The organism is Micromonospora sp. NPDC004540, from assembly GCF_040610095.1.
In the GTDB taxonomy this organism is placed as follows: Bacteria; Actinomycetota; Actinomycetes; order Mycobacteriales; family Micromonosporaceae; genus Micromonospora.
The window spans coordinates 1-15,760 of record NZ_JBEXLR010000130.1; the positions used below are offsets into that span (position 1 = coordinate 1).

The 15,760-nt window shown below is 73.8% G+C and carries 20 protein-coding genes and 1 riboswitch; of the genes, 7 read left to right on the top strand and 13 right to left on the bottom strand.

The genetic code is table 11. The features are described 5' to 3' along the window. Nucleotides 1-341 precede the first annotated feature (341 nt). The 4 genes from ABZV78_RS28805 to ABZV78_RS28820 all read left to right on the top strand — a co-directional run bounded on the left by ABZV78_RS28805 (nucleotide 342) and on the right by ABZV78_RS28820 (nucleotide 3,996). Nucleotides 342-1,535 (top strand): DUF2786 domain-containing protein, encoded by a 1,194-nt coding sequence (locus ABZV78_RS28805; protein WP_355643578.1) that lies wholly within the window; start codon nucleotides 342-344, stop codon nucleotides 1,533-1,535. Between the two features lie 102 nt (nucleotides 1,536-1,637). Next, nucleotides 1,638-1,997, top strand: a complete 360-nt coding sequence (locus tag ABZV78_RS28810; RefSeq protein WP_355643610.1) for a YciI family protein — start codon at nucleotides 1,638-1,640, stop codon at nucleotides 1,995-1,997. Continuing rightward, a complete protein-coding gene (locus ABZV78_RS28815; RefSeq protein ID WP_355643580.1) occupies nucleotides 1,994-3,238 on the top strand; it encodes a sigma-70 family RNA polymerase sigma factor in 1,245 nt (414 codons plus the stop codon). Before ABZV78_RS28810 ends, ABZV78_RS28815 begins: the two co-directional genes overlap by 4 nt. 29 nt (nucleotides 3,239-3,267) lie before the next feature. Then, the gene (locus ABZV78_RS28820) at nucleotides 3,268-3,996 is read left to right on the top strand and encodes a dihydrofolate reductase family protein (protein WP_355643582.1); all 729 of its coding nucleotides are present in this window, start codon (nucleotides 3,268-3,270) and stop codon (nucleotides 3,994-3,996) included. On the opposite strand, the gene ABZV78_RS28825 is transcribed toward ABZV78_RS28820, so the two are convergent. From ABZV78_RS28825 to ABZV78_RS28875, 11 genes are all read right to left on the bottom strand, one after another. After that, nucleotides 3,893-4,375, bottom strand: coding sequence for a hypothetical protein (locus ABZV78_RS28825; protein ID WP_355643584.1), 483 nt, complete (start codon nucleotides 4,373-4,375; stop codon nucleotides 3,893-3,895). The two genes, ABZV78_RS28820 and ABZV78_RS28825, sit on opposite strands and share 104 nt — an antisense overlap. Beyond that, nucleotides 4,336-4,770 carry a hypothetical protein gene (locus ABZV78_RS28830; protein ID WP_355643586.1) on the bottom strand — a complete coding sequence of 145 codons (435 nt, stop codon included), beginning with the start codon at nucleotides 4,768-4,770 and terminating at the stop codon, nucleotides 4,336-4,338. Before ABZV78_RS28830 ends, ABZV78_RS28825 begins: the two co-directional genes overlap by 40 nt. Nucleotides 4,771-4,796: 26 nt before the next feature. Continuing rightward, nucleotides 4,797-5,306, bottom strand: coding sequence for an EndoU domain-containing protein (locus ABZV78_RS28835; RefSeq protein WP_355643588.1), 510 nt, complete (start codon nucleotides 5,304-5,306; stop codon nucleotides 4,797-4,799). 7 nt (nucleotides 5,307-5,313) lie between these two features. After that, nucleotides 5,314-5,808 (bottom strand): hypothetical protein, encoded by a 495-nt coding sequence (locus ABZV78_RS28840; protein ID WP_355643590.1) that lies wholly within the window; start codon nucleotides 5,806-5,808, stop codon nucleotides 5,314-5,316. Nucleotides 5,809-5,810: 2 nt separating this feature from the next. Continuing rightward, a complete protein-coding gene (locus tag ABZV78_RS28845; RefSeq protein WP_355643592.1) occupies nucleotides 5,811-6,134 on the bottom strand; it encodes a hypothetical protein in 324 nt (107 codons plus the stop codon). Further along, nucleotides 6,134-6,559 (bottom strand): YbaB/EbfC family nucleoid-associated protein, encoded by a 426-nt coding sequence (locus ABZV78_RS28850; protein ID WP_355643594.1) that lies wholly within the window; start codon nucleotides 6,557-6,559, stop codon nucleotides 6,134-6,136. The genes ABZV78_RS28845 and ABZV78_RS28850 overlap by 1 nt, the downstream gene beginning before the upstream one ends. Nucleotides 6,560-6,669: 110 nt before the next feature. Next, nucleotides 6,670-7,143, bottom strand: coding sequence for a hypothetical protein (locus tag ABZV78_RS28855; RefSeq protein WP_355643596.1), 474 nt, complete (start codon nucleotides 7,141-7,143; stop codon nucleotides 6,670-6,672). Between the two features lie 175 nt (nucleotides 7,144-7,318). Continuing rightward, nucleotides 7,319-7,492, bottom strand: a complete 174-nt coding sequence (locus ABZV78_RS28860) for a CsbD family protein (RefSeq protein ID WP_154229756.1) — start codon at nucleotides 7,490-7,492, stop codon at nucleotides 7,319-7,321. Nucleotides 7,493-7,624: 132 nt separating this feature from the next. Next, complete coding sequence (locus tag ABZV78_RS28865) at nucleotides 7,625-9,880, bottom strand: heavy metal translocating P-type ATPase (protein WP_355643597.1); 2,256 nt, start codon at nucleotides 9,878-9,880, stop codon at nucleotides 7,625-7,627. Between the two features lie 14 nt (nucleotides 9,881-9,894). Further along, nucleotides 9,895-10,878: a hypothetical protein gene (locus ABZV78_RS28870; protein ID WP_355643598.1), complete on the bottom strand. Its 984-nt coding sequence runs from the start codon at nucleotides 10,876-10,878 to the stop codon at nucleotides 9,895-9,897. Between the two features lie 35 nt (nucleotides 10,879-10,913). After that, nucleotides 10,914-11,123: a cation transporter gene (locus tag ABZV78_RS28875; RefSeq protein WP_355643600.1), complete on the bottom strand. Its 210-nt coding sequence runs from the start codon at nucleotides 11,121-11,123 to the stop codon at nucleotides 10,914-10,916. A 155-nt stretch (nucleotides 11,124-11,278) separates the two neighbouring features. Between ABZV78_RS28875 and ABZV78_RS28880 the strand changes: the two genes are divergently transcribed. Further along, complete coding sequence (locus tag ABZV78_RS28880; RefSeq protein WP_046568942.1) at nucleotides 11,279-11,578, top strand: metal-sensitive transcriptional regulator; 300 nt, start codon at nucleotides 11,279-11,281, stop codon at nucleotides 11,576-11,578. Between the two features lie 78 nt (nucleotides 11,579-11,656). On the opposite strand, the gene ABZV78_RS28885 is transcribed toward ABZV78_RS28880, so the two are convergent. After that, nucleotides 11,657-12,286: a DUF305 domain-containing protein gene (locus ABZV78_RS28885; RefSeq protein WP_355643602.1), complete on the bottom strand. Its 630-nt coding sequence runs from the start codon at nucleotides 12,284-12,286 to the stop codon at nucleotides 11,657-11,659. A gap of 83 nt (nucleotides 12,287-12,369) precedes the next feature. Beyond that, nucleotides 12,370-12,795 (bottom strand): DUF6153 family protein, encoded by a 426-nt coding sequence (locus ABZV78_RS28890; protein ID WP_355643604.1) that lies wholly within the window; start codon nucleotides 12,793-12,795, stop codon nucleotides 12,370-12,372. Between the two features lie 213 nt (nucleotides 12,796-13,008). On the opposite strand from ABZV78_RS28890, the gene ABZV78_RS28895 reads away from it, so the two are divergent. Together ABZV78_RS28895 and ABZV78_RS28900 are read left to right on the top strand one after the other, a co-directional pair. Next, nucleotides 13,009-14,334, top strand: coding sequence for a YibE/F family protein (locus ABZV78_RS28895; protein ID WP_355643606.1), 1,326 nt, complete (start codon nucleotides 13,009-13,011; stop codon nucleotides 14,332-14,334). A 154-nt stretch (nucleotides 14,335-14,488) separates the two neighbouring features. Continuing rightward, a riboswitch (cyclic di-AMP (ydaO/yuaA leader) is annotated at nucleotides 14,489-14,620 on the top strand. 3 nt (nucleotides 14,621-14,623) lie between these two features. Then, nucleotides 14,624-15,643 carry a hypothetical protein gene (locus tag ABZV78_RS28900; RefSeq protein ID WP_355643608.1) on the top strand — a complete coding sequence of 340 codons (1,020 nt, stop codon included), beginning with the start codon at nucleotides 14,624-14,626 and terminating at the stop codon, nucleotides 15,641-15,643. Nucleotides 15,644-15,760 lie beyond the last annotated feature (117 nt).

Sequence of the window (15,760 nt, forward strand, 5' to 3'; positions counted from 1 at the left end):
CCGGGGTACGGGGCGCCGGCCCGCACGCCGGCCGCGACCAGCAGGTCCGGGTGGCGCCGGGCCGCGTACCCGGCGAGGCCGGCCGCGACCAGCAGCACCACCAGGGTCAGGGTGCCGGCGCGCGACGCCCTCCGCCGACGGTGCAGACCCCGGTCCCGCCTGCCCCGCCCGCCCACGTCGATCTCCGTCCGTCGCGCCGCCCCGGTCCGGTCAGGAGTACGGACGCCGGGCCCGGACGGATGAACGGTGAGCGCGCTCACGGGTCGGGGACGTCCCGGCGCCGGTACCGTTCGTTGCCGGGTGCGCGACCCGCCCACCTGCCGCCAGAGAGGGAGCCACCCGTGCCGGATGCCGAGCAGGTGCTCGCCGACGCCCTCGCGGCGGCACGCGGCACCGACGTACGCGCGGCCGAGCGGGCCCTGGACCGGCTGGTGGTCGGCGACCCGCCGGCGGTGGACGCGGCGCTGCTCGCCCGGCTGACCCACGGCGTGGCGCGGCTCTGGCCGCGCGGCTGGCAGCCCGTCGACCTGGAGCGGCTCGCCACCCGCCGGCTGACCCCGCGGGGCGCCCGGCTGCTCCGGGACGCGCTGGCCGCGCAGCGCCGGGCCATGCCCGACCCGGTCCCGTCCTGGTTCGACGACCAGCTCGCCGAGCTGGGCGCACGGTGGGACGGCGACCCGGGCTGGCTGGACCGGCGCGCCGAGGGCGACCGGATCAGCGCGCTGCGCGACGCCGTCGACGCGCTCGCCCTGGTGGCGGGGCTGCCGCCGATCGCGGTGCTCCGCCCACCGCCCGGTGGACCGGCCGCCGCCCCGCGCGCTGCCGCCCCGGCCACCGGCTCACCGATGCTGAACCGGGTACGCGCGCTGCTGGCCAAGGCCGAGTCCACCACCTTCCCGGCCGAGGCGGAGGCACTCACCGGCAAGGCGCAGGAGCTGATGGCCCGGCACAGCATCGACGCCGCCCTGCTCGACGCCGCCGCCGAGCGACCCGACCGGCCCGGCGGCGTGCGGCTCGGCACCGACGCCCCGTACGCGGCGGCGAAGGCGCTGCTCATCCAGGAGGTGGCGGCGGCCAACCGGTGCGAGTCGATCTGGTCCGACGACCTGGGCTTCGCCACCGTGCTCGGTTTCCCGGCCGACCTGGCCGCCGTCGAGCTGCTGCACACCTCGCTGCTGGTGCAGGCCACCGCCGCGATGCTGCGCGGCCGGGGCGAGCGCCGCCCGGGCAGCGGCCGGCGCACCAAGGGCTACGACGAGTCCTTCCTCAACGCGTTCGCGCTGCGGATCGGGGAGCGCCTGCGGGCGGCCACCGCGGCGGCGGCCGAGGAACGGGCCGACGACCGCCTGCTCCCGGTGCTCGCCGCCCGCTCGGACGCCGTCAAGGAGCAGGTCGACCAGCTCTTCCCCGGCGTCACCCGGCACCGGCTCCAGGTCCGCGACGCGGAGGGCTGGACCTCGGGCACCACGGCCGCCGACCGGGCCTCGCTCGACGCCGGCGCCCCGACGCGCCGCCCGCTGCGCGGGGGCCGCTGACTTTCCTCGGGAAAGATGTCGGATCAGACGAGCCGGCTCCGACCCGTCTGCGAGAGGCGCCACCGCCGGTGGCCCCGACCCGAGGAGTGGACCGTGAAGTACATGCTGCTGATCTGGAACCGACCCGGCTTCGTCGAGGAGCTGTCCGAGGAGGAGCGGAACGCGATCTTCAGCGAGGTCGACGTCATCATGAAGGAGCTGACCGAGTCCGGCGAACTGGTCGGCGGGGAGGCGCTGGCCCACCCGGCGCAGACCCGTACCGTCCGGGCCGGCGCCGGGGGCGTGGAGATCACCGACGGGCCGTTCGTGGAGAGCAAGGAGCAGTTCGCCGGCTACCTGACGGTCGACTGCGACACCCCGGAGCGGGCCGCCGAGATCGCCGCGCGCTGGCCGGACGTCACGCACGGCGTCGGCGTCCTGGAGGTGCGGCCGGTGATGGAGCAGGCCGGGACGGAGATGTGACCGACCGGGCGGTCGAGGACCAGCTGCGCGCCCTCGCGCCGCAGGTCCTCGGCGTGCTCGTGCGCCGGCACGGCCAGTTCTACGCCTGCGAGGACGCCGTCCAGGAGGCGCTGCTCGCCGCCGCGACCCAGTGGCCGGCGCAGGGCGTGCCGGACCATCCCCGCTCGTGGCTGGTCACGGTGGCGACCCGCCGGCTGACCGACGAGTGGCGCAGCGAACGGGCCCGCCGGGACCGCGAGGTCGCGGTGGCGGTCCGCGAACCGGCGTACGCGGCGGTCGCCCCGCCCGCCGACGAGGAGCCGCCGAGCGGCGACGACACGCTGAAGCTGCTCTTCCTCTGCTGCCATCCGGCGCTCACGGTCAGCGCCCAGGTGGCGCTCACCCTGCGGGCCGTGGGCGGCCTGAGCACCGCCGAGATCGCCCGGGCGTACCTGGTGCCGGAGGCCACCATGAGCCAGCGGATCCGCCGCGCCAAGCAGCGGATCGAGGCTGCCGGAGCCCGGTTCGCCATGCCCTCGGCGGCCGACCGCGACGCCCGCCTGCGCGCCGTGCTGCACGTCCTCTACCTGGTCTTCAACGAGGGATACACGGCCTCCAGCGGGGCCGAGCTGCACCGGGCCGAGCTGACCGGCGAGGCGATCCGGCTGGCCCGGGAGCTGCGCCGGCTGCTCCCCGACGACGGCGAGGTGGCCGGGCTGCTGGCCCTCATGCTGCTCACCGACGCGCACCGGGCGGCGCGCACCGGCCCGGGCGGCGAGCTGGTGCCGCTGGCCGAGCAGGACCGCGCCCGCTGGGACCGGGCCGGGATCGAGGAGGGCGTCGCCCTGGTGACCGAGGCGCTGACCTGGTCGGCGCCCGGCCCCTATCAGGTGCAGGCCGCCATCGCGGCGGTGCACGCCGAGGCCCCCACCGCGGCCGACACCGACTGGCGGCAGATCGTCGCGCTCTACCGGGTGCTGGCCCGGCTCGCGCCGAACCCGATGGTCACCCTCAACCAGGCCGCCGCCGTGGCCATGGTGGACGGTCCCCGGGCCGGGCTCGCCCTGCTGGCGCCGCTGGACGCCGACGAGCGGACCGTCGGCCACCACCGGCTGGCCGCCGTCCGCGCCCACCTCCTCGAACTGGCCGGCGACCGGGAGGACGCCCGGACCGCCTACCTGGCCGCCGCCCGGGCCACCACCAGCCTGCCCGAGCGGCACTACCTGGAGGTACGCGCCGCGCGGCTGGCCACCGACCGATGAGTTACGCCGACCGGGACAGTCCACCTCGCATGGGAGAGGTCACCAGTCAGATGTCGGTGTCGCTGGACGGTTACGTCGCGGCGCCGGGGCAGAGCCGGCAGGACCCGCTCGGCCGGGGCGGCCTGCGGCTGCACGAGTGGTTGTTCGCCAGCGAGAGCTGGCGCGAGCGGCACGGGCTGGCCGGCGGGGAGCGGAACGTCGACGCCGAGGTGGTCGACGAGGTCACGGCGGGCGTCGGCGCGTACGTGATGGGGCGCCGCATGTTCGGCGGCGGTGAGGGCGGGTGGGACCTGGACTGGACCGGCTGGTGGGGTGACGACCCGCCGTGGCGGGTCCCGGTCTTCGTTCTGACCCACCACCCGCGCGAGCCGCTGGTGATGCGGGGCGGTACGGAGTTCCACTTCGTCACCGGCGGCATCGAGTCGGCGCTCGCGCGGGCCCGCGCGGCGGCCGGCGACCTCGACGTGGCCGTGGCGGGCGGGGGCGGGACGGTGCGCCAGTATCTGGCCGCCGGGCTGCTCGACTCGCTGTGGCTGCACGTGGTGCCGATCGTCCTGGGCGGCGGCACGCCCCTCTTCGACGGCCCCTTGGGCGTGGCGTTGGAACCGGTCACGGTGGTCCCCGCCCCCACGGTCACCCACATCCGCTACCGGGTCAGAACAGCAGCCCCCGGTACGGATGCGCCCGCTTCCACGTCTCCTCCCACAGCAACAGCTCAGCGTGCCAGAGCGGAAGCTCGGGGTGATGGTCCCGGATGAGGTGGGGACTGTCCGGGCGACCCGCGAGGAACGCCCAGTACGCCTCAACCGCCTCGCGCAGTTCGTCGAGGGAATACCGGCCCTTCTCGCCCGCCACCCATTGGTTCTGGAAGTCGATGCCGTCGCTGGTCAGCGTGACGTCGTACTTGTCGCTGCTCCACTCCTCGAACGGCTGCCGACCGTGGGAAACGTCGTCGATCATCGCCAGCGCGTCGAGACAGCTCGCATGGTAGATCGAGACATCGGTGATCAGCCAGGCACCGAGAGCCCGGTATCGCTCGTCCGCGATGTGGAACAGGGGCAGCCGGAACTGGTCGACCGAGAAGGTCATGCCGACGCTCAGAACAACCGCCCCCGGTAGGGGTGCGGGCGCTTCCACGTTTCCTCCCAGAGCAGCAGATCGGCCTGCCACTGGGGCAGGTCCGGGTGATACTCCCGGATCAGATGGGTTCGCTCCGGCATGCTCACCAGAAAGCGCCAGTACCGCTCCAGCACCTCACGGATCTCCGGGACGGGGTACTCGCCGTGCTGAAACTCCAACCACTGGTTCTGGAGCGACACCCGATCGGGCGTGAAGTGGACATCGAACTTGTCGCTGCTCCACTCCTCGAACGGCTGCCGACCGTTGGAAACATCGTCGATCATCGCCAGCGCGTCCAGGCAGACCCGGAAGTAGATGGAGATGTCGGTGGTCAGCCACACTCCCAGCGCCTCGTAACGTTCGTCGTCCACCTGGTACAGCGGCAGCTTGAACTGGTCGATCGAGAACGTCATCGAACTCACGGATAACCTCCGAGTTGTCACACGACAGGCCAGCCGTGCTTCAGTGCGCCTGTTTGCGGATGGTAGTAGCCCTCGATCGTCAGATTGCGGTACGTGCCGCGCCACGTGCCGTTGGGCAGACGTTGTGCGTTGCGGAACGCGCCGCTGATCGCCGCGTCCACCTCCGCCGGAGTCCAGTGGTCCGGGAAGAAGGAGCTCACTCCCTGGTTACCGCCCTTCGGCTTCCAGGTGCCGGCCGGCGGGTTGACGGTCGGGTCGAAGTACTCCGGTTGGGCGGTGTAGGCCCGGGTCTGGGGATCCCGCTGTATGGTGCCGGGCTTGAGCCTGCGACCTGGGAAGTCCTGCCCACCGGGTCGGTAGTGGTAGCCGGAGCCGGTTGCCATGCCGGGGCGCTCGTGACCGAGAAACACGTGGTCGCGTGAGTGTGCCGTCATGCGGCCGGGACGGTTGCGCTTGTTGGCGCGCTTCAAATACTGAAGCGCGGCGCGCATCAGGCGCCCGCCGGCCTTCCCCGATCCCTTGGCCATCAGCCGGTCACCCGTCGATCAGTTTCCAGATGACCTCTTGGACGAGGTTGCCGACGATGGTCCGGGCCAACTGCTGGAAGATCGGGATCTCCAGGAGCGAGGCGCCGAAGGTGACCGCCGCCGTGGCGATCGCCTGGGCGATCTGGATCGCCAGGACGACGAGTTGCACGATCACGGCGATCTTCAGGGCGAGCACGATCGCGCCGCAGATGATCAGCCCGGTGCCGGTGAGCACCGCGGCCGTCGCCCCGTCGCGCAGGCTGTCGGCGGGGCTGTCCTCCCGGTTCCACCAGGACCGGAAGGCGGTGATGTCCTGGCCCGTGTGACTGGACCAGACGGTGGCGGCCCCGGTGTTCGCCTCGGCCACGACGCCGGACAGGGTGCCGGAGAAGCGGATCCAGGCGTTGCCCATCTCGAAGAGCTTGACCTCGTCGGCCTCCGGCCACGTGTAGCCGAGGATGCCGAGCAGCGAGCGCAGCTCGCCGGGTAGTTCGAGCCCCACCGTCAGCCTCCCAGCGCCTGTCGCAGCCCGTCGAAGCCCTGCTTGATGGCGGCCTCGATCTCGGCGTAGCGGACGGCCATGTCGGTGAGGTCGGTGCCGGCGGCGGCGATCTCCTCAAGGGCGGTGTCGAAGCATTCGAAGGCGAACGCGGAGACCTCGTCGTGGGCGGCGCCGATCAGCGATCCGATGTCGTCGGAGCCCCAGGGCCGGCCGAAGGCGGCCAACTCGGCCTGGAATGCCGTCATGGCCTGGCTGAACCGGGTGCCCACGTCGCCCAGGGCGCGGCCGGAGCCGCCCAGCCCGTCCGGGTCGACCTCGATGGCCATCACCGGCCGCCCTGGCCGGACAGCCGGTCCTGGGCCTGGACCAGTGCGTCGGTGAAGGTGGTGAGCTGCCGGCCGGCGTCCTCCTGGATCCGGCGCAGTTGCTCGCCGAGGGAGCTGAGGTCGACCTGGCCGGGGACGGCAGCGGTCGCCTTCTCCTGGAGGTCGGCGAGCGCCGCGTTGACCGCCGTGCTGATCTCCTCGGCCAGGGATTCGCTGGGCAGCCGCATCACCCGGGGGTCGAGGGTCAGCGCGGTGATCCGCCCGGGCGGACCGGCCGTCACCCGGACCAGGCCGTCGGCCGCCTCGCCGACGCCCTCCGGCGGCGGGGGCGCCTCGCCGCCGGCGCCGGCGGTGAACCGCCCCAGCGCGGACATGGTCTCGGACAGCACGCGGCCGAGGCCGGACGGATCGACGGGCTGGGCCATGGGCGTAGCTCCTCCGGGTCGAGGTCGCTTCGCATCCTACGAACTGTCCGCCACCGACGTGACTCCCAGTGGGTCACTGTGGACTGTCCAACAGGGAGCCCCGGCGAACGTCAGGCCCGGCACTCCCGGGTGAGCCGCTGCGGGATCTCGACGAACGTGGAGCCGAGCCACTTCACCGGGGTCGACGAGTTCGCGCCGGCCTCGATACGCCGGGCGGCGTCGCCGACCAGCGCCTTGATCTCCGGGTCCTCGGCCCGGGCGGCCTGCCCGCGTACGTCGTCGGCCAGGTCGGCCAGGTCGGCCTTGACCTGGTCGTTGATCTGCTCGGGGGTGAGCTGGCGGCGGGTCGCGGCCGCGGAGTCGGCGGCGATCTCCTTGCTCTTCGCGATGATCAGCTTGTCGACCGCGGCGCAGACGGCGGCGGTGTTCGCGGCGGTGACCGGTGAGGGCGCGGCGGTGGCCGCGGGAGCGGCGGTGGCGCTGGGCACGGCGGTGGCGCTGGGCACGGCGGTGGCGCTGGGCGCCGCGGTCGGCTCGGCGGTCGGCTCCTCGGGGGACTGGCAGGCCGCGGCGAGCGCAGTCATCGTCACGAGGGCGGCAGCGCGAATCGCGGTGGTACCGGACATCGTTCTCCCGTGTGGTCGGCGGCCGTCGTTCCGGCCGGAGCGGGCGGTGACGACGCGCGGCGGCCGGGCCACCCCCGCGCGCAGCACGCCGGGCCGGCAGGGCTGCCGGCCCGGCGAAGCGTATGACTCGTGCTCAGCTCTTGAAGGCGTCCTTGACCTTCTCGCCGGCCTGCTTCAGGTTGGCGGCGGCCTGGTCGTTGCGGCCCTCGGCCTCGAGGCGCTCGTCGTCGGTGGCCCGGCCGACGCCCTCCTTGACCTTGCCGGCGGTGTTCTCGGTCGCGTTGTCGATCTTGTCGTCGATACCCATGGGAACCTCCACTCAGCAGTTCCTGACAAGGTGGAGGTACCCCGGCCGCCACCCGCTCAACCACACCGTCCTCACACGGAGTGAACGGACGTGCCGCCGGCCCGGAGTCCCGGACCGACGGCACACGGCCGGTCAGCCGACCGGGCGGAAGCCCCGCAGCCGGAGGCTGTTGGCCACCACGAAGACCGACGAGAAGGCCATCGCGGCACCGGCGATCATCGGGTTGAGCAGGCCGGCGGCGGCCAGCGGCAGGGCGGCCAGGTTGTAGGCGAAGGCCCAGAACAGGTTGCCCTTGATGATCGCGAGGGTCCGCCGGGAGAGCCGGATGGCGTCCACTGCGGCCATCAGGTCGCCCCGCACCAGGGTCAGGTCGGACGCCTCGATGGCCACGTCGGTGCCGGTGCCCATGGCCAGCCCCAGGTCGGCCCGGGCCAGTGCGGCGGCGTCGTTGATCCCGTCGCCGACCATGGCGACGGTCCGCCCCTCGCGCTGGAGCCGCTCGACCACGTCCACCTTGTCGGCCGGCAGCACCTCGGCGATCACCTCGTCGATGCCCACCTCGGCGGCCACGGCCTTCGCCACGGTGGCGTTGTCGCCGGTGAGCAGCACCGGGGTCAGCCCCAGCTCGCGCAGCCGGGCGACGGCCGCCCTGCTGGTCGGCTTCACCACGTCGGCCACCGCCAGGACCCCGCGGGCCCGGCCGTCCCAGCCGGCCACGACCGCCGTCCGGCCGGCGGCCTCCGCGCCGGTCGCCGCCCGCACGATCTCCTCGGGTACGTCGAGACCGCGCTCGCGCAGCAGTCGGAGCCGCCCGACCACCACCTCGCGACCGTCGACCGCGCCGGTCACGCCGAGGCCCTCGGCGTTGGCGAAGCCGGTCACCGCGGGCAGCGGTCCCGCCTCGGCGGCACCGTCCGCCACGGCCCGGGCGATCGGGTGCTCGGAGGCGACCTCCAGCGCGCCGGCCAGCCGAAGCAGTTCGGCGGCGTCCTCGCCCTCGGCGGGCAGCACGTCGACCAGGGTCATCTTCCCGGTGGTCACGGTGCCGGTCTTGTCCAGCACCACGGTGTCGACCTGGCGGGTGGACTCCAGCACCTCCGGCCCCTTGATCAGGATGCCGAGCTGGGCGCCCCGCCCGGTGCCGACCAGCAGCGCGGTCGGGGTGGCGAGCCCCAGCGCGCAGGGGCAGGCGATGATCAGCACCGCCACCGCGGCGGTGAACGCGGCGGTCGGCCCGGCCCCGGTGCCGAACCACCAGCCCAGCGTGCCGGCGGCCAGGGCGATCACGATCGGCACGAAGACCCCGGAGATCCGGTCGGCGAACCGCTGCACGGCCGCCTTGCCGGTCTGCGCCTGCTCCACCAGCTTCGCCATCTGGGCGAGCTGGGTGTCCCCGCCGACCCGGGTGGCCCGGACGACCAGCCGGCCACCGGCGTTGACGGTGGCGCCGACCACGGTGTCGCCCGGCCCCACCTCGACCGGCACGGACTCGCCGGTGAGCATGCTGGCGTCGACCGCCGAGGTGCCCTCCTCGACCACGCCGTCGGTGGCGACCTTCCCGCCGGGGCGCACCACGAACCGGTCCCCGACCACCAGCTGGTCCACCGGGATCCGGGTCTCCTGCCCGCCGCGCAGCACCGCGACGTCCCTGGCGCCCAGCTCCAGCAGGGCGCGCAGGGCGGCGCCGGCGGTCCGCTTGGACCGGGCCTCGAAGTAGCGGCCGGCGAGGATGAACACGGTCACCCCGGCCGCGGCCTCCAGGTAGATGTTGCCGGCCCCGTCGGTGCGGGTGATGTCGAGCCGGAACGGGTGGGTCATCCCGGGCATCCCGGCGTCGCCGAGGAAGAGGGCCCACAGCGACCAGCCGAAGGCGGCCAGGGTGCCGAGCGAGACCAGGGTGTCCATGGTCGCCGCGCCGTGCCGCAGGTTGATCCAGGCGGCCCGGTGGAACGGCAGCCCGCCGTAGACCACCACCGGGGCGGCCAGGGTCAGCGACAGCCACTGCCAGTAGTCGAACTGCCAGGCCGGCACCATGGCCAGCACGATCACCGGCACGGTCAGCACGACCGACACCCACAGCCGCGTACGCAGCCCGCGCAGCTCGTCCACCGGCTCGGGGGTCGCCTCGGCGGCGGCCTGAGCGGGCGGCGGCGGGACGATGGCCGTGTAGCCGGTCTTCTCCACCGTGGCGATCAGGTCGGCCGGGGCGACCTCGTCGGCGTACCGGACGGTGGCCTTCTCGGTGGCGTAGTTGACCGTGGCCTCGACACCGTCCATCCGGTTGAGCTTCTTCTCGATCCGGGCGGCGCAGGAGGCGCAGGTCATGCCGCCGATCGCGAGTTCGATCAGGTTCGGCGCGACCGGCAGGGACTTCGCGGTCGATGTCATCGCGGCACCTCCGCTCAATTGTGCCCGTGCCCCGGGGTGCCGTGGCCGGCGTCCGGGGTCGGTGCGGTCGTGGGGGCCGGCGCGGCGGGCGCCGGCGCGGTCTGGGCATCCCCGGCCACCACGGTGAACTCCGCGGTGTGCACCGCGTCGCCGTGCCGGAAGTCCAGGTAGAGACGGTACGCGCCGGCCGTGGGCACCTCGGCGGCGAAGGTGACCGCCGGCCCGGCCGGGGTCCGCCCGTCGCCGGGCGTGCCCTCCGGGTGCACGTGCAGGTACGCCAGGTCGCCCTGGCGCAGCGCCACCAGGTGCCCGTACGCCCCGAGGTAGGGCTGGAGGTCGGTGACCGGCCGGCCGTCCCGGCTGACGGTCAGGGTGAGCCGGCTGGTCCGGCCGGGCTCCGGGGCCCCGGTGAGGGTGACCGTGTAGCCGTCGACCGTGGTGCTGGTCACCGGCGCCGGCAGCGGCCGGGAGTCCAACGCGCCCGGGACGGTGACGTCGACCCCGAGGGTGAGCGGCTCGCCGCCGGTCGGGGTGAAGTCGGCGAACGCCCGCCACACGCCGGCCCCGGCGAGCGGCGAGGCGACCCGCCAGGTGCCGTCCGCGGCCAACTCCGGGTGGACGTGCCGGAAGCCGGAGAGGTCGCGCCGGGCGACGATCAGGTGCATGCGCTTGTCGTGCGCCACGTCGTAGCGGGTGACGGGCCGGCCGTCCGGGCCGGTGATCCGGAAGGCGAACTCGCCCGCCGGAGCCGTCACCGGCTGGAGGGTGTAGCCACGCTCGGAGACGAGCAGCCCGCCGGGCAGGTGGGTGGTGGCGGTGGCCGCGTGGCCGCCGTCGCCGTGGTCGGGTCCGGCGGAGTCGTGGCCGGCGTCGGTGGCGTCGTGGCGGGTCTCGGCGGCCGGGGTGACGGGGCCGGCCAGGTGACCGACCCCGTACGCCGTGCCGAACACCGCCGCGAGCCCGAGGGCGAAGCCGCTCAGCTTCGTCGCCGCGTTCATCGTGGTACCTCGGTTCCTTCGGGTCCGCGGACCCGTCACGCCCCGACGAGGTCGTAACCGGCCTCGTCCACTGCGGCGCGGACGGTGTCCGTGTCCAACGGGCTCTCACTGGTGACGGTGACCCGGCCGGAGGTCAGGTCGACCTGGACGTCGGTGACGCCCGGCAGCGCGCTCACCTCGGTGCTGACCGAGTTGACGCAGTGCCCGCAGGTCATGCCCTGCACCTGGTACGTGGTGGTGACCATCGCGCATCTCCCTTTCCCGCCGCCTCCGATCCTATACCCCGGGGGGGTAAGCAGAGGAGAGACGGCTGCCACTTGTATGTACCGCTACCCGGTGGGGGTATCGGCCACGGCAAGGACCGTACCATACCCCCGAGGGGTACGGTATCCTCGACGTCATGACCGCACCGACGACCCCGACCCGGGGCTACACCGCCAGCAAGGACCAGCTGCTCGCGCGGCTCCGCCGTATCGAGGGCCAGGTCCGCGGCATCGAGAAGATGGTCGAGGACGACCGCTACTGCATCGACGTGCTGACCCAGATCTCCGCCATCCAGGCCGCGCTCGACAAGGTCGGCCTCGGCCTGCTGGACGGGCACGCCCGGCACTGCATGCACGAGGGCGCCGCCGAGGGCCGCGCCGACGAGATGGCCACCGAGATGATGGCCGCCGTCGGCCGCCTGATGAAGCGCGGCTGACCAGGACCTCCGGGGCGCCGGACCGGCCTGACCGGTTCGGGTGCCCCGCCGCGATCGGCCGGGCACCCGACACGTGACTCAGATCCGGTCGAGCATCTTCCTCATGGCGTCGATCTCACCCTGCTGGCTGGTGACGATCTGCCGCGCGAGCGCCTTGGCGTCCGGGTGAGCGCCCTGGGCGATCTCCTCCTTCGCCATGGTGATGGCGCCCTCGTGGTGGGCGATCATCATGGTCAGGAACCGCCGGTCGAAGTCGGCGCCGGACGCCGCGGTCAGCTTCGCCAGGTCGGCCTCGGACATCATCCCGGGCATGCCGTGGTCCATCCCCGGCATGCCGTGCCCGGCGCTCGCCGAGGGCGCCGGCCGGCCCCAGGCAGCGAGCCACCCGCTCATGGTGGCGATCTCCGGCCCCTGGGCCGCCTTGATCTGCCCGGCCAGCTTCCGCACCTCCGGGTCGGCCGCCCGGGTTTCGGCCAGCTCGGACATCTCCACGGCCTGCTGGTGGTGCGGAATCATCATCTGGGCGAACATCACGTCGGCGGCGCCGAACGAGGCCGGGGTCCCCGCGGCGGGCGTGCCGGTGCCGGACGAACCCGGCATGCCGTGACCGGACGTCGGGTGGTCGCCGCCACAGGCGGCCAGGGTGAGAGCGGCGGTGACGCCCACGCCGGCCAGGGCGGCCCGGCGCGCGAAAGTACGAGTGAACACGAGTGTGCCTTTCGGGTGTCGGAACGTACGCAGCGGACGGGGACGCGGGGCACCGGTGTTCCGGTCCCCTCGCGTCGGGCGTCCTATCTGCGCAGCACCGACGTCGTCGCCAGGCGCAGCCCGTAGGGCCGTGGCGGCGGGGCGCGCGGGCCGGCGGCGTGCCGGAGCGGGCCGCCGGCCGCCGGGGCGACGCCGCGCGACCCGGCCCTCAGCAGCACGGCGAGCAGCAGCACGACAGCGAACGCGCCCAGCACGGCCAGGCAGATGCTCCACCCGGACGGGTCACCGCCCGGATGGGTCAGCGGCAGCGCGCGCACCGGGCAGCCGTCGTCCATGCAGTCCGGGGCGGTGGCGGCCTCGCCGGTGTGTCCGGCCGCGTGGGCGGCCGGCCGCCCCGCCGACGCGTGCCCGCCGTGGCCGAGGGTGTGCATCGCGGTCAACCCGACCAGCGTGCAGAGCAGCAGCAGGAGCCGGACCCACCGCCCGGTCACCGCCGTCCGCATCGCCACGCCCCCACGGTAGCCAACTCCCGCGCGACCCGGCCCGGAACCGCCACCGGTCGGGTCCCGGCCCGCGTCTCGTCCCCGGCGCGGTCAGGCTCACGTGGCTACCATTCCCGGCGACGACCCGGCCCGCATCGTTCCGCGAGCATCCGGGCCGCCCGGTGAACCGACCGGCCCGCCAGACACGCATCCCGCATGCGAATCGTTGGGAGTAACGCCATGGGCGCCGACCACACCCGTCCCGTTCCGTCCGCCCCGCCGGGGGTACGACGGATCCTGGTCGCGACGGTGGTGCCGCTCTTCGTGATCACCGTGGTCGCCGCAGTGGTGCTCTGGCCCCGGCAGGACCGGGATCCGGCGGCCGGGCCCGCGCTGCCCCGCTACCACGGCACGGTGACCCGGGTGGTGACCGTGCCCTGCCCGCCGACCCCGGAGGCGCCGGAGGGGGGACCGGGCGGCTCCGCCGGGCCGTGCGGGACGGTGACCGTCGCCGCCGAGCAGGGCCCGGACGCCGGCCGGCAGGTCGAGACGCCCGTGCCCGCCGGCCCCGGCGCGCCCCGCGTCGAGGTCGGCGACGAGGTGATCCTGGTCGAGCTGACCGACCCGGCCGATCCGGCGGTGAAGAGCTACAACATCGCCGAGCACCAGCGCGGCACGCCGCTGGTCTGGCTGGCGGTGCTCTTCGCCGTGGCGATCGTGGCGTTCGGCCGCTGGCGCGGGCTGGCCGCGCTGGGCGGGCTGGTGGCGAGCTTCGCCATTCTGCTCGGCTTCGTGCTGCCGGGAATCGGCGCCGGCCAGCCACCGCTGCTGGTGGCGATCGTCGGCGCCGCTCTGATCATGTTCGTGGTGCTCTACCTGACGCACGGGATCACCGCGCAGACCTCGGTGGCCGTGCTCGGCACGCTCGGCAGCCTCGTGCTGACCGGGGTGCTCGGCACCCTGGCCACGGCCGCCACCCACCTGACCGGCTTCGGCAGCGAGGACGCCACCACCCTGTCGATGTTCCAGCGCGACGTGGACCTGCACGGCCTGCTGCTGGCCGGGATCGTCATCGGCTCGCTGGGTGTGCTGGACGACGTCACGGTCACCCAGGCGGCCACGGTCACCGAGTTGGCCCACGCCAACCCCGCGCTGTCCCGGCGGCATCTCTACCGGGCGGCCACCCGGGTGGGCCGGGCGCACATCGCCTCCACGGTCAACACCATCGTGCTGGCCTACGCGGGCGCTTCGCTGCCGCTGCTGCTCCTGCTCGTCGCCGATTCCCGGCCGGTGGGCGAGATCCTCACCAGCGAGTTCCTGGCCCAGGAGATCGTCCGCAGCGCGGTGGCCACGCTCGGCCTGATCGCCGCCGTACCGCTGACCACCGCACTGGCCGCGATGGTCACCACCGCCGGGCGGCGCGCGACCGCCGCGAAGCCGGCGGATCCCCCCGCGCCGCGGTCGTCGGTCGGGCGGGACGAGGCGCTGGAGGCGCTCGGCGGGGCGCCCGGGCCGCGCGCCGGCGGGTGGCCCGGCGGCGACAGGAGCACGGAGGCCGCATGGTGACACTCCGCAGCGTGACGGCGGATTCCAAACGCGATCCTGGTCACGCTGGGCAAGGACGAAATCTCGCTATTGGTCGGCTTCCGGACGTAGAACACGGGGAGGACTCTCGGGTAACCTCGCTGCCGGTCACCGCCGAAGGCACACACCGGCGCCAGCGGTGCCGCCGCCCAATCGCCCGCGGGCGAGCCGGGGAACCAGGTACATGGGGTGAATCCGCGCGAGCGGTAGGGGCCACTTCCGTCCCGAACCCGGCAGCTAACCCGGTCGGCGGCCGACGGAAGGGAACACTGTGACGGCACCCCTGCGCCGCTGGCTGACCCCCGTGGTGGCCGTGCTGGCCGCGCTCGCCGTGCTGGCCGGGCCGACCCCGGCTACGGCGGCTCCGAGCACCCCCACCCCCTCGGGGCACTCCGAGGACGACGACGACCCCCTCATCACCGAGGCCATCGACACCGCCAACCGGGCCTACATCCAGGCCAAGGCGAAGCTGGACAAGTCGCGCAAGCGCCAGCTCCAGCTCGCCCTCGAGGTGAAGGCGGCGCAGGCCGAACTCGACGCGCTGAGCCCGCAGGTGGCCCAGATCGCCGCGCAGTCCTACCGGACCGGCCGGATGGGCGCCATGGCCATGCTGCTGGAGAGCAACGCGCCCGACTCGTTCGTCCGGCGGGCCTCCGCCCTCGACGAGCTGAACCTGTTCAACGCGCAGAAGCTCGCCGCCATCAACGCCGCGAAGACCCGCGCGGAGCAGGCCAAGATCGCGCTCGACGCCGAGGTGCGCGAGCAGGAGAAGCAGAAGAACGCGATGGCCCGCGAGAAGGCCGAGACCGAGAAGGCGCTGAAGCTGGTCGGCGGGCTCGGCTTCACCGGCGGCCTCGTCGCGGCCACCTCGCCGGTCGCCCGGATCGGCCCCGGCCGCACCTCCGACGGCGACTGGAAGCCCGAGTCGTGCAGCGAGAACGACCCCACCACCTCCGGCTGCGTCACCCCGCGCACGCTGCACGCGTACAAGGAGGTCAAGCGGGCCGGCTTCAACCGGTTCGTGGGCTGCTACCGCCCCGGCGGGCCGTGGGAGCATCCCAAGGGCCGGGCCTGCGACTGGTCTCTGCAGAACAGCGGCTTCTCCTCCTGGCGCACCAAGGACCAGCGGATGTACGGCAACAACGTCGCCGCCTTCCTCATTCGCAACGCCGACCGGCTGGGCATCTACTACGTGATCTGGAACCGGCAGATCTGGTTCCCGGCCACCGGCTGGAAGTCCTACAGCGGACCCTCCGACCACACCGACCACGTGCACATGTCACTGCTCTGACGGCGTACGCCGAGAAGGGCCGGCCCGCGATCGCGGGCCCGGCCGAGGAAGAGCAACCGGGTAGGTGAGCCCGGCAGCCCCCGGGCCCGGGGGGCGGCCCGGGGGGGGCCCCGCGGG